Below are 13,122 nucleotides of genomic sequence, written 5' to 3'. Positions count from 1 at the left end.
ATCAATCAGATCCCCGACTTCTTAAAGAAGTCGGGGATCTAAAGTTACCAAAACTATGATCAGCATTAATTTCAATTACTAAATCAACAGATGATGATTGAATTAAGGGATTAATGAATAATTCGGGATGTAAAGAACGCCAAAAATAATTTACAAATTCTTCTATTTCTGAGTCAGTCATTCCTGATTTACCAGCAGCAATCATTTGTCTTTCTGCTTGCTTGCGCCATGCTAAAGAATAACGGTAATCTGTGGGATAAAGAACTATTAAACTATCTAATCTTTCCCACAGTGGTAAATAATCTTTTAGCTGATTATTCATATCAGAGGCAAATTGTTTATCTACGTCTGTAAGAATAGGTGGTGGTGGAGTTAATAACACTTTAGGAGGAATTGGTTTTACGCCCACAAACCAGCCTTCAAACAGAACAATATCTATAGGATTTGTGATAACTTCAGAAGTAGTGCGATCGCCTGCACCCCCATGAGCGGATTTATCAAATCTAGGAACTATAACAGGACTCTTGCTTTGGTGAATCTGATCGAGTAGACTTAAACCTAGATGAATATCGTGGGTTCCGGGCGGACCACGCCAAACTAACCGGGAATCTTGCTGCATTAAAGCCAAGCGATCGCTATAAGTTTTGTATAAGTCGTCCAAAGAAAAACTTAACGTCCTGTATCCCAAATGCTGGAGAATCAAACCCAGTATGTGGGACATTGTAGTTTTACCCGTGCCTTGTGCGCCTAAAATTCCCTGGATAAAAGGTTTCCCCGACTCTTGATGCTGTGCTGCAATTTTCATTCCCAAAGGTAGCCACACATCCCACAATACCTGCAACATTCCTTGAGAATCAGTTTTTAGGCTAGTTTGACAAAATTGACTAAAATCAGGGAAAACTAACTTCAGTAAATCCCCTCTGTTTTGCGTAACTTCAGCCACATGATCAGAAGTAATATTAAACACCTTAGCTCGCAAAGGATCTGCCAATGCTGCGGCTTGTGCTAATACTTGCCAAGATGTGTCCGTTGTCAAAATCTTACTCAACCATTCGCTATTCATAAAATTACGAACCCAGTTTCAAGGCTTCTAGAAATAGACTGTAGATGAAACCAACCTTGAGATAGTTGAGTGTTTCTACCCAAAATGCTTGGCGAGAAAAAAAACTGCGACTGTAAAATATCCTACTGGTAATTTCAGTTAATAGCACTAAAAATCCAGCTACTACGATGTCTAATTCTGCCTTCTGTCCAGCGGTTGTTGATACTGCTGATCCCAGAAAAAAACCAAACAAAAAACTAATTAGTAGTAATGATAACCGTCGCCAAGGATTGAGAAACCATTCACTCAAGCTTCTATAAATTGTTTCTAATAGGTTGTTCAGACGAGTATTTTGCATGAAGAGGGGAACAGTGAACAAAAATAATCACCAATCATTTGGGTTTAGCTGACAAAAAATCTTATTTCTAAATCTATATCATTATGAAAAACTTGGCTCTTCGGTATCGTAACTTCATTATCGGTTTTTCTGTATTAGGATTTATGGGGATCGTAACTGGATGCTTAGATATGAGGATATCCTTGGAGTCTACAAATCCAGAAAAAAATTCACCTGTAGTTACAAACACGGTCAATAGTGCTGATGCAATCAATTTAGATAATACACCAAGTGAATCAGTAGAATCAAGTTCACAGAAAAATCACTCTACAGTTGTAGCCTATCGGTTTGATTCGGATAGTAAAACCAAGACTGCTGGATCACTTCGCATGAGCAACAAAACTACCCAACCTGTACGTCTAGCATTATTAGCTAGACAATCATCTCAAAAAAGCGCCACTGCGAATAAATCTAAATCTGGTATTCCGGCTCATTGGGATTTTGCTCCCCAAGAAGGAAATGAGAACGGGTTAATTTTATCTTTACCTCAAGGTAATTTAAAGCTAGAGAAAGGTGATATTTTGGTGGCTTTTGCTCAAGATGGTTCTCGACGCTATTGGGGTCCCTATGTTGTGGGAGAAACTTCTTCTCCACAATGGAATTCGCAAACTCAAGAATGGCAATTGGTGTTAGAAAATAGGTGATATGGGAGGAGTCAGGAGTATGGCTAACGCCACGCTATCAGGAGGTAGGGGCGCAGGGCCTGCGCCCATTCAGGAGTATGGCTAACGCCACGCTGCGCTATCAGGAGGAAGAAGAAGTAAGAAGGAGTTGTTGGAATTTTGATAGTAACCCACATTCCGCACCCTGGGGTGTCACATAGTATTATCACTTGATTTTCTCTTGATTTCTGGATATAAATTATGCCTTGTCGGCATCATGTATCCGTTAATTCATTGAGATTCTGTATATAATACATCCTCATTTCATCATAAAAAACAGTAAAAACCGATTGTGACAGTTGAGGGTGCGGAAGATAGGTAGTAAAGCTCCTCGAAAAAGGTATTTTGAATTGTAAACTGTTGTGTATTGGTAAGGACATGATTACCGTGTCTCTAAGTATGAATTCATGAGTATAAAATTGAGTGTCACCGATAAAGTGGTTGATAAGTGGTTGAATAATTTACAACAGCGTCCAGTCATGCTTGTAGCTGTTTCGTCTCTGTGGTTGTTGGTGATTGGTTGGATAGCTTTTGGCTGGAATTTGGGGAATGTGGGCTTGATTGATGAAACTGAGCCGCTGTTTGCTGAAGCTTCCCGGCAAATGCTGCTAACTGGTGATTGGATTACGCCGTTTTTTAATGGTGAAACTCGCTTTGATAAACCTGCTTTGATTTATTGGTGTCAGGCGATCGCCTACTCTATTATGGGAGTAAACGAATGGGCTGCTCGTATCCCTTCAGCATTGGCAGCAATGGGTGTAATTGCTTTGGCATTTTATACTGTGCAATGGTATTTTGCCAAAAAAGACGAATTGGCACAAGTTACCAACTTACCCAGACGTTACTTTACTGCCGCCATTGCCGCAGCTTTAATGGCACTCAACGCAGAAATGATTGTTTGGGGGAGAACCGGCGTTTCCGATATGTTACTCAACGGCTGTATCGGTTCAACATTATTATGCTTCTATTTGGGATATGCTCAAAATCATTCCTCAATCGTCACTGCTAATTGGCGACTTCCCAATAAATGGTATTTAGCCAGTTATGTCTTAATTGCTGGGGCAATATTAACTAAAGGTCCTGTAGGCATTGTCTTACCAGGACTAATTATGATTGCTTTTGCCTTGTATGTGGGGAAATTTTGGGAACTATGGCGAGAAATGCAGCCGATTTTAGGAATGGCGATAGTTTTAGTTATCTCACTTCCTTGGTATGTTTTGGTAACTTGGCGCAACGGCTGGAATTTTATTAATGCCTTTTTTATCTATCACAATATAGACCGTTTTACCGAAGTTGTTAATGGCCATTCAGCCCCTTGGTATTTTTACTTTTTAGTCGTTTTGTTGGGCTTTGCACCATATTCAGTGTACATCCCTGCGGCTCTAGTTAGAGTAAATCTTTTGCAGCGATCGCATTGGTTAAACCAAGAACGCTCCCAACAACTAGGTTTATTTACCTGTATATGGTTTCTGGGTGTGTTTGGATTTTTCACCATTTCCGTGACCAAACTGCCCAGCTATGTATTACCCTTAATGCCAGCAGCGGCGATTCTTGTGGCATTATTTTGGAGTGATCTTTTCCCCAGTTCACCTACTATTACACCAACGCCTCCCAAATTTTTACGCATCAGTGCTTGGATAAACGTAGGATTCTTGACTATTCTGGCGATCGCACTTTTCAATCTTACCCAAATTGCTGGACTTGATCCCGCTGCTCCTGAATTATATGTACAAATGGAAAGATCAGGAATCCTCAAATTTGGAGGCATAATTTGGTTATTATCCACAATTACTACCGCCATCCTCATCTTAACTCACCGTTACCAGCAGATCATTACGATTAACTTATTAGGATTTATCGCTTTTATTGCCATCGTTTTAATACCTGCTGTTTCCATCATGGATCAACAGCGTCAACTTCCTCTCAGAGAATTATCCGCCCTCATTGTTGAATCAAAACAACCCAATGAAGAATTAATTATGGTTGGATTCAAAAAACCTACCGTGACTTTCTACACGCACAAAAATGTTAATTACATCAAATTTGCTCAACAAGCTCTTGAATATATTCAAAAGCAAGCATCCCAACCAACTAAACCACCATCATTATTACTCTTAGTTGAACAGGGAAAATTTCACGAAATGGACTTACCACCGGATAACTATAAAAGTCTAGCCACCAAAGGTGCTTATCATCTTATTCGCATTCCCTTGAAAACAGCCAAACCAGAAAATATCAACCTGTCTTAAACTATGATTTTTTTGATTGATGTGATTTATGTGATGATTGATTATTGTCATCGTCACAATCAAATAAATCATAGTCTAATTTGTCAAAGATTGATTGATCTGAATTAATAACTCTTCCATTGGGATAGAACGAGGTAGTATTTGGGTAGCAATTCCTCGAACCGCAGTTTCCACAGAAGATGTATATCTTTGTTTCCGAGATTTTGCCGCATTTCCATAATTAGGTTCATTTAATTTTTGGTCAAGTACCAAAATTGGTGGCAAATTCAACTGTAAATTCCCCAATGATTCAATAGCTTTTTGTACTTCCTTATTAATTGCCGTTTCATGCAAGCAAATTAACAGTAAATCAACACTTTTATGGCTAACTTGTTGGACAACTTCCGACCAACAACTGGCAATAGAAGCTCTAAAACCAGCAGTTTGTAAATATTGAATTAAAGCTTGAAACCACTCATATCCCCGATTAATTTGCTCATCTTCAAAATTGAGAAAATAATTTTTGACTGACTGATCATCCTTAATTGGTTTGCGTTTTGATTTGGGTAAATCACTCAGCATATTTATATCTACCACTAAAATATTTATTGGGCAACAAATACCAGCAGCAATTTGTAATACAGATGACAAAGCACCTTGTTGATAATTTTGATTATTATCTTCCTGAGTCAAAGGACTTAAACAAGGAAATACAGACAATCCTGGTATTTGAGAAGCAGCTAAAGTAGTCGCAACATCACAAGTTACCAATGGTAATGTCGCCAACCTTTGGTGTTTATTTAATTGTTGTAGATAAGTGCGAGCAGTAGAAATCCCCATATCTAGCAAAATTACATCAAACTGCCAAACTCGCGCTAACAAATCTGCTTGATCTAGATCATCTACTTCAATCACCCGATGTTCTCGCAGAGAAGGATAGAGATTAATTACCTCCAATTCTGGGTGTACTAACCTAAGAATTCGCAAAGGAATATTTTGAGAATTGATACTATTATTTTCCAGTCCTGAATGCTGAAATTCGTTCGTTATTGATATTTTTTCTAATAATGATGCCAATGGTTGATGCTTAATTGGTAAACTCAAAAAACCATCAGCTTGTTTAGTAAATGCTTGCTCTTTTTCTGCCGCTGTGGCTGTGACAATAACATGAATATGACGAGTTAAAACATCATATTTCAGTAAAGTCATCAGATCCCAGCCAGAAAGTAAAGGCAGTAAAGGATTTAAAAATATCGCCTTTGGTTGTAAGCGACGAGCTTTTTCTAGTGCCTCTGTTCCTGATCTAGCAATAACAACACGATACCCTAAACCTTTGAGTTGTTCAGTTAATTCCTCAATATATTGAGCTACTGCTTCCACTACTAAAACCAATCTTTGGGAAGAACTATTGAGATTTTGAGGGGAAGGATTAATGTTATTGCCTACTTCTATCTTAGGAACTATATCTTCGGACTCATTAAAACTAGCCTTTGGTGGATTGGGAGGTAAAAGCAGCGTAAACTGACTGCCTTTACCCTCACGAGATAAGAAACTGACATCTCCACCATGCAAACGAGCTAAAGCTCTAGTTAATACTAATCCTAAACCCGTTCCTTCAAACTGACGAGTGAGAGGATTTTCTAATTGCTGGAATTTTTGAAAGATTAAATGTTGTTGTTGTTCAGGAATACCAATCCCTGTATCCCAAACAGTAAAAGCAATCCAGCCTTCCCAACGGCTTACCCGTAAACCAATTTCCCCGGATATTTCTGTGAATTTAAAGGCATTAGAAAGTAAATGTACTAACATCTGTCGCAAGCGTAATTCATCTGCCACCATTTCTTCTAAACCTGGTTCAATGGCTAGGCTAAATTGGTGATTAGATAAAGTTTGATTGTCTGGTGGGGATACTGGTTTAGCTTTGTTAGTTTGATGATGAATGTTTTTAACGTCTGAAAAAGCCCTTTCACATACTACTTGAATTTGGACTGGATTGAGGGTGAGTTCCATCTGTCCCGTTTCCATTCGCGTTAAATCTAAAATATCATTCACCACACTCATCAAATGTCTGCCACTTTGATGAATTAGTCCAGCATAACGGGCTTGACGCTCATTTAATTGTCCCAACTGTTGATCTGCCAAAAGGCGAGATAGTCCCAAAACTGCCGTTAGTGGTGTTTTTAGTTCATGACTAATGCAAGCTAAAAATTCATCTTTTAAGCGATTAAGTTGAATTAAATCAGCATTTTTTGCTGCTAATTCCTTACACAGTTGTTGTTGTTCTGTTACGTCGGTGGCTAATATTAACCATAGTTCTTCCGTAATTTCTGGTACTTCTGACTCAGAAACCCAAATTTTTAACTCGTTACTGTCTAAAGGAATTTTAGCAAACTGCCACACTCGTTCCTGACCAGTTTTAATTTCAACCACACAAGTACAAATACCCAATTGTGTATCTAAAACGCAGTGGTTGGCAGCCTCATTTACGGGTAGAGGTGATTCTTGTACAAAAGTGAAAGTTGATGGTGAGGTTCTTTGTCTATGGGTCGTGAAAGGATCGGTTTGCTGATTTTCTTGAGGATTGGCATAAATATATTTGGGAGTAAGTATAGTCTCTACCTGTTTTCTAATGCCTTCAGGGTCTTTTAATGCTCCTAGTTGTTGCTGCCAAGCGATATTTTGCGTAACCACTTCGCCTTGACTAGTCTGTAACATCATTGGCCAGGGTAATTTAGCCAATAAGTGGACTATGGATTTGTGTATGTTTGGCTGGTGTTTATTAGCTGTATGCTCGATGTTTTTTTGGTGTTGAGAAGTTTTAGTATTTGTCACATACTCATGACTTTCTTCTTTTTTGGTTGAGTTAAGGGGAATTTTCTCCTGAGATAACAATGTTAATAGGCGTAAAGTATTTAGGATTCCCAAATATTTACCATCTGAATCAACTAGCGCCCAATCTAAGTTACTTTGTTGTTGGCTTTCTTGATGCTTGAGAACCAAACTGAATTTTTCCAGATTTGCTGCTGCTGGTATGGTCTGTATTGCTTCTATGAGGGATTTATCCACCTGTGAGAGTGGTTGTTGCAAATTTAAGAGGTTATTATTAGCATCCGCTGCTAAGAATTGTGGCAGTAATTGAGCAGAATACAATACACCAATTGGACGTTGTTGGGAATTGACTATTACCAAGCGATCGCTCTGTTGTTTAACAAAAATATCCAACGCTGCTGCCAGAGTATTTGTTTCCCAGCACATTGGTACAGGTGCTATAAATTCATAAAGTGGGTACTGTAGCATTAAAATAAGTCCTCGGTGGTCTTTCTTCTTGTGATTAACTCCGGCATCACCATCAGCACTTGGTTTAGATGGTCTTCAAGCCTGAAGCAATATCCTCCAAGAATATTTAGAATGGCTACGCCACGCTATCAGCGATTCTGGTTACAATTGACAGACCTCTTCAAACTAGCTATTTAGCTATGGCTTTCGGTAACACTCCGCTATAGACATCCATTGTCTCGCAGCCAATTACCAATAATTTTTCTTAACTGGTGCAAGGTGTGAGTTTCCATCCTCAGCAAGCAACTATCTTCAGCAACTTGCTACTGGTATTGAAAGTCATCATTTTTTATAGTGACAACTACAACAATAATTATGGCTCTAAAGATTCGCTTTAGAACCTTGAGGAATTATAATGATTTAAAATGCGACAATTCTTTAAGTTCGTTTAAGTATCTTATCAATAAGTGAAATAATGTAATCTATCTGCCCCTAGATATGCTAATACACACCATCCATCAGTCATGACTCTCCCTGAGTTTAATGCGTCATCCTACTTAGAGTAGACAAGTATCATTAATTATAGACCGATGTATCTCCCGCTCAAAAATTCATGATCTATAAACAGTAGATGTTATTACCTATATTGCTTTTACAAACAAATATAAAACAAATTCTCGATAAACCATGTGCAAAAAACAAGGGCAAAGGTTTGTTTTTGCAAATCTGGAATTTCATTGAGGGGATAATAACTCAATGCTACTGGCAGCCTATACCTACTCAGATATACTATTTGCCCCATTTTCAGTCACAAAACCCTTATCGAAAATTAGATAATAAAGATAATAATTTCTTGGCTTTTAATAAACAAAAAAAACCCCAAACTTTTCAGGATATGACCGCTGCCGAAAAACAGGAACTTTTAGCAGTACTGAAAGCAGATTACCGTCAGATTATTATAAATTATTTTATCAGTGACAAAACATTACAAGAAAAACTTGATAAGTTTATTAATACCTTATTTTATACTAGTGTTCCCGTACCACAAATTATAGAAATGCACATGGAAATTATTGACGAATTTGCCAAGCAATTAAGAATAGAAGGCAGAAGTGATGAAACGCTACTGGATTACCGTTTAACCTTAATAGATATTTTGGCACATCTTTGCGAAGTTTATCGCTGTTCTATTGCTAAAATCATTTAAATGCCACAAAGTAGAAGTTGCACTTATATTCATGGTAAATTAATACCTGAGTGTATATGTAGTGTCGTGACTTTTGATCTTTTACCTCAATATTTTTAGGAGTTGATATTATGAACGAAGCTAAAAAGACCTATGTTCTCAAGCTATATGTAGCAGGAAATACCCCTAATTCAATGCGAGCTTTGAAAACACTCAAAAATATTTTAGATGAAGAATTTCAAGGAGTTTATGCTTTAAAAGTAATTGATGTCCTGAAAAACCCCCAGTTAGCCGAAGAAGATAAAATACTCGCCACACCAACACTATCAAAAATTTTGCCGCCTCCTGTGCGGAAAATTATTGGTGATTTAACGGATAGGGAAAGAGTATTAATTGGGTTGGATCTGCTTTACGAAGAATTGAATGAAGAATACGGGAAAGAATAAGACAAAATGTAGGATTTAGAAGCCAATAAGTAATAATTCTGAGTAAAGCTGTGGCGTTAGCTACTTTTTGATGGAAATTTGGGAATTTATTTACCTACAATTTGGTATATTTATTTAGTTATTAAAAATAATTAAAAACTTTCTTGATTTTAAAAACCTGGGTTGAATATCCATATTAGATGAACCATGAATAAAAAAGAGCAACCTGAACAAAAAAAAATACCTATTGGTGTCGAAAAAATTCGCACAATGATCGAAGGCTTTGACGATATCAGTCATGGCGGTTTACCTGTGGGTCGAACTACTTTAGTTAGTGGAACTTCAGGAACTGGCAAGACTCTATTATCACTGCAATTCCTTTATAATGGCATCACTTACTTCGATGAACCCGGAGTATTTGTTACCTTTGAAGAATCACCCAGTGACATTATTAAAAATGCCCATATTTTTGATTGGAATTTACAACGGTTAATTGATGAAGGTAAATTATTTATTCTCGACGCATCTCCTGACCCTGAAGGTCAAGACATAGTTGGTAATTTTGATTTATCTGCCCTGATTGAACGTTTACAATATGCCATTCGTAAATATAAAGCTAAACGGGTTTCCATTGATTCCATGACAGCCATATTTCAACAATATGAAGCTGTCGGAGTAGTGCGACGAGAAATTTTTCGGTTAGTAGCACGGCTAAAACTATTGAATGTCACCACCATCATTACCACTGAACGGGGTGAAGAATATGGACCAGTAGCATCTTTTGGAGTCGAAGAATTTGTTTCCGATAATGTAGTAATTTCTCGCAATGTTTTAGAAGGAGAACGTCGGCGGCGAACCATTGAAATTCTCAAGTTACGGGGAACAACCCACATGAAAGGTGAATATCCCTTCACAATTACTAATGAAGGAGTTAATATATTCCCCTTGGGAGCAATGCGTTTAACACAACGATCTTCTAATGTGCGGGTATCTTCTGGAGTGAAAGTTCTTGATCAAATGTGTGGTGGTGGTTTCTTTAAAGATTCGATTATTTTAGCCACAGGAGCTACAGGTACTGGTAAAACTTTATTAGTTAGTAAGTTTATTCAAGATGGCTGCATTAGTGGTGAACGAGCAATATTATTTGCCTATGAAGAATCTCGCGCCCAACTTTCCCGAAATGCCCATTCTTGGGGTATAGATTTTGAAGAATTAGAACATCAAGGATTACTGAAAATTATTTGTACCTATCCTGAATCAACTGGTTTAGAAGACCACTTACAAATTATTAAATCAGAAATCTCCCATTTTAAACCTGCTCGTATTGCCATTGATTCACTTTCTGCAATGGCTAGAGGTGTTAGTAATAATGCTTTCCGTCAGTTTGTAATTGGTGTCACAGGTTATGCTAAACAAGAAGAAATTACTGGTTTTTTTACCAATACTACAGACCAATTTCTGGGTTCTAATTCCATTACTGACTCCCATATTTCCACGATTACAGATACAATTTTGATGTTACAATATGTAGAAATTCGGGGAGAAATGTCGCGGGCAATTAACGTATTTAAAATGCGTGGCTCATGGCACGATAAGGGCATTCGTGAATATAATATTACGGCAGATGGTCCTGACATTAAAGATTCATTCCGTAATTATGAGCGGATTATCAGTGGTGCGCCTACGCGCGTTAGTATAGACGAAAAGGCAGAACTTTCTCGGATTGTCAAACGTTTTGAAGACAAACCGAGTTCTGATGTCTAACATGAGTTATCGTGCGATATTCCTGCCCAAATCTCCAGATCGTGCTATATTTTGTGTTGAAGACAAGTATTCTGCCGCTAAATTAATATTTTTTGTGTGAGGGGATGCGGTGAAAGGACAGCAATTATTCCATTGTTTCTTACCTGGTGTAACAGTAGCAGTATTAACAACCCAGCCCGCTTGGGCTACTGTTATTAAAGTGAATGAGTTACAGCTAAAGTCTACTTCTAGTGTGTTGGTTTCTACTGATAGTAGAAATTTATTCCCAGACAATAGCCTACTGCCTAAAAGTAAAGTTAATAGTAACCCAGGATTATTACCTGCTAGTTATTTTAGTCAAGGCAGTATCAAGCCTGTTGGTAACTCCAGTCTACCTATAATCATGGCTGACAATTATCTCAGCACTGAGGGAGAAAAAAGTTCTCCAAAATATGACAGTAGATTTGTAAGTTTTTCTGATTTATCAAATTCAAATAATAATTTACTGTTTGCGAGTAATTCTCAGTTAGGTAGTTTAAGTAACTCTGATCAGCAAGTTATCAATGGTGATGTTGAGGTATCAAAGTTACTAGAGTCTAGTAATTGTCCACAATCACAGCCCAAGAGTCAAGCAGCTTTGCTACTTACTGCTAACACCTGCTTAACTCAAAATAATAGTTTGATAGCACAAACAACTGTTCCGACTACGACAGAAACCAGTACACCTCCGACCGCAGAAAATGTCAATTCTGCACCTAGTCAACCTGTAGATTTTCCTAATGTTCCTAAGGAGTTGAATCCCAGTCCTAATCCGCTGTTATATCCAACGCAAGCAGAGGAAGTGAAGGTACAAGAAACTCAGCCAATTAGTTTGTCACAGGCACTGGAACTGGCTAAACGGAATAATAATGATTTACAGGTGTCTGTACTGCAACTGGAACGGAGTAAGTCGGTTTTGCGTGAAGCTCAAGCGGCTTTAATGCCCAGCGTTGATTTGAATGGTGATGTGACCAATAGTCGTAGTGTTGGTGACACACTAGCTGTTAAAAGACAACGGAATAATGGATTAACCGTAGATGATGCTCCATCTAATACGGTATTTAGCGGTACTGCACAGATAAAATATGATCTCTACACTTCTGGTAGACGTAATGCAGCGATTAAAGAGGCGCAAGAAAGGATACGAGTGCAAGAGTTAGATGTAGAAAGGCAATCTGAGGAAATTCGCCTGAATGTGGCTAGGGCATATTATGATTTGCAACAAGCTGATGAAAATGTGAGAATTTCTCAGTCAGCGGTTACAAATGCTCAGGCGAGTTTGAAGGATGCAGTGGCTTTAGAACGAGCGGGTGTTGGTACTCGTTTCGATGTGTTGCGATCGCAGGTAAATTTAGCTAACTCCCAACAGGACTTAACTAGTGCCTTTTCTCAACAACAAATTGCCCGCCGTAAGTTAGCACCACTGTTGAATTTATCCCAATCAGCGAGTATTAGTGCGGGTGATCCTGTGAAATTGGCAGGTTTATGGCAACATCCACTAGAACAAAGCATCGTTTTAGCTTATCAAAATCGTCCTGAACTACAACAGAACTTAGCACAGCGTAATATCAGCGAGGCTCAAAGAAAACAAGCATTAGCAGCTTTGGGTCCCCAGGTAAGTTTGGTGGGTAGATATAACTTGTTGGATCAGTTTGATGATGACACAAGCGTGAGTGATGGTTATTCTTTGGGAGTACAAGCCACCTTCAGTTTATATGATGGTGGGGCAGCAAAAGCCAGAGCAGCCCAATCTAAGACCAATATTGCGATCGCTGAAACTCAATTTTCTGAACAGCGCAACCAAATCCGCTTTCAAGTAGAACAAGCATACTCTACCCAGGCTTCAAACTTAGAAAATGTGCAAACTTCTAATGTGGCTTTAGAACAAGCTAAAGAGTCTTTGCGGTTAGCGCGGTTAAGATTCCAAGCAGGTGTCGGGACTCAAACTGATGTAATTAACGCATTAAATGATCTCACCCGTTCAGAAGGTAATCGCGTCAAAGCAATCTTAGATTACAACCGTGCTTTAACAGAATTGCAAAGATATGTTACCACTAGGGGTTTGAATCAGTTACAGGAATCAGGGGTCAAGTAAGAGGTAGGGGAGGTAGGGGAGGTAGGGGA

General features: G+C 38.4%; 9 protein-coding genes. 6 read left to right on the top strand and 3 right to left on the bottom strand.

The genetic code is table 11. The features are described from left to right. Window position 1: 1 nt before the first annotated feature. Window positions 2-1,063: a glycerate kinase gene (locus AN486_RS14180; protein WP_290601191.1), complete on the bottom strand. Its 1,062-nt coding sequence runs from the start codon at window positions 1,061-1,063 to the stop codon at window positions 2-4. 4 nt (window positions 1,064-1,067) lie between these two features. Continuing rightward, window positions 1,068-1,400: a DUF565 domain-containing protein gene (locus tag AN486_RS14175; RefSeq protein ID WP_053538895.1), complete on the bottom strand. Its 333-nt coding sequence runs from the start codon at window positions 1,398-1,400 to the stop codon at window positions 1,068-1,070. Between the two features lie 83 nt (window positions 1,401-1,483). Here AN486_RS14175 and AN486_RS14170 point away from each other — a divergent pair, with 83 nt between their 5' ends. After that, window positions 1,484-2,083, top strand: a complete 600-nt coding sequence (locus tag AN486_RS14170; protein WP_053538894.1) for a hypothetical protein — start codon at window positions 1,484-1,486, stop codon at window positions 2,081-2,083. Window positions 2,084-2,508: 425 nt separating this feature from the next. Beyond that, window positions 2,509-4,350 (top strand): glycosyltransferase family 39 protein, encoded by a 1,842-nt coding sequence (locus AN486_RS14165; protein ID WP_290601188.1) that lies wholly within the window; start codon window positions 2,509-2,511, stop codon window positions 4,348-4,350. A 75-nt stretch (window positions 4,351-4,425) separates the two neighbouring features. On the opposite strand, the gene AN486_RS14160 is transcribed toward AN486_RS14165, so the two are convergent. Beyond that, window positions 4,426-7,626 (bottom strand): ATP-binding protein, encoded by a 3,201-nt coding sequence (locus AN486_RS14160; RefSeq protein WP_290601186.1) that lies wholly within the window; start codon window positions 7,624-7,626, stop codon window positions 4,426-4,428. Between the two features lie 610 nt (window positions 7,627-8,236). On the opposite strand from AN486_RS14160, the gene AN486_RS14155 reads away from it, so the two are divergent. The 4 genes from AN486_RS14155 (at window position 8,237) to AN486_RS14140 (ending at window position 13,093) form a co-directional block, all read left to right on the top strand. Beyond that, window positions 8,237-8,812: a KaiA family protein gene (locus AN486_RS14155; protein ID WP_290601185.1), complete on the top strand. Its 576-nt coding sequence runs from the start codon at window positions 8,237-8,239 to the stop codon at window positions 8,810-8,812. A 110-nt stretch (window positions 8,813-8,922) separates the two neighbouring features. Beyond that, window positions 8,923-9,237 carry a circadian clock protein KaiB gene (gene kaiB, locus AN486_RS14150; RefSeq protein ID WP_039201202.1) on the top strand — a complete coding sequence of 105 codons (315 nt, stop codon included), beginning with the start codon at window positions 8,923-8,925 and terminating at the stop codon, window positions 9,235-9,237. A gap of 186 nt (window positions 9,238-9,423) precedes the next feature. Next, window positions 9,424-10,980 (top strand): circadian clock protein KaiC, encoded by a 1,557-nt coding sequence (gene kaiC, locus AN486_RS14145; RefSeq protein WP_027401467.1) that lies wholly within the window; start codon window positions 9,424-9,426, stop codon window positions 10,978-10,980. Window positions 10,981-11,089: 109 nt separating this feature from the next. Continuing rightward, complete coding sequence (locus AN486_RS14140; protein WP_290601184.1) at window positions 11,090-13,093, top strand: TolC family protein; 2,004 nt, start codon at window positions 11,090-11,092, stop codon at window positions 13,091-13,093. The last annotated feature ends 29 nt before the right edge of the window (window positions 13,094-13,122 follow it).

The sequence above is a fragment of the Anabaena sp. AL93 genome (assembly GCF_001672085.1).
Lineage (GTDB): Bacteria > Cyanobacteriota > Cyanobacteriia > Cyanobacteriales > Nostocaceae > Dolichospermum > Dolichospermum heterosporum.
The sequence above is the reverse complement of the archived record's forward strand: the minus strand, read 5'-3'. Positions and strand labels throughout refer to the sequence as shown.

Coding starts and splice junctions, on each gene's coding strand:
- AN486_RS14180 (WP_290601191.1), bottom strand. CDS start 1,063: ATGAATAGCGAATGGTTGAGTAAGATTTTGACAACGGACACATCTTGG.
- AN486_RS14175 (WP_053538895.1), bottom strand. CDS start 1,400: ATGCAAAATACTCGTCTGAACAACCTATTAGAAACAATTTATAGAAGC.
- AN486_RS14170 (WP_053538894.1), top strand. CDS start 1,484: ATGAAAAACTTGGCTCTTCGGTATCGTAACTTCATTATCGGTTTTTCT.
- AN486_RS14165 (WP_290601188.1), top strand. CDS start 2,509: ATGAGTATAAAATTGAGTGTCACCGATAAAGTGGTTGATAAGTGGTTG.
- AN486_RS14160 (WP_290601186.1), bottom strand. CDS start 7,626: ATGCTACAGTACCCACTTTATGAATTTATAGCACCTGTACCAATGTGC.
- AN486_RS14155 (WP_290601185.1), top strand. CDS start 8,237: ATGTTATTACCTATATTGCTTTTACAAACAAATATAAAACAAATTCTC.
- kaiB (WP_039201202.1), top strand. CDS start 8,923: ATGAACGAAGCTAAAAAGACCTATGTTCTCAAGCTATATGTAGCAGGA.
- kaiC (WP_027401467.1), top strand. CDS start 9,424: ATGAATAAAAAAGAGCAACCTGAACAAAAAAAAATACCTATTGGTGTC.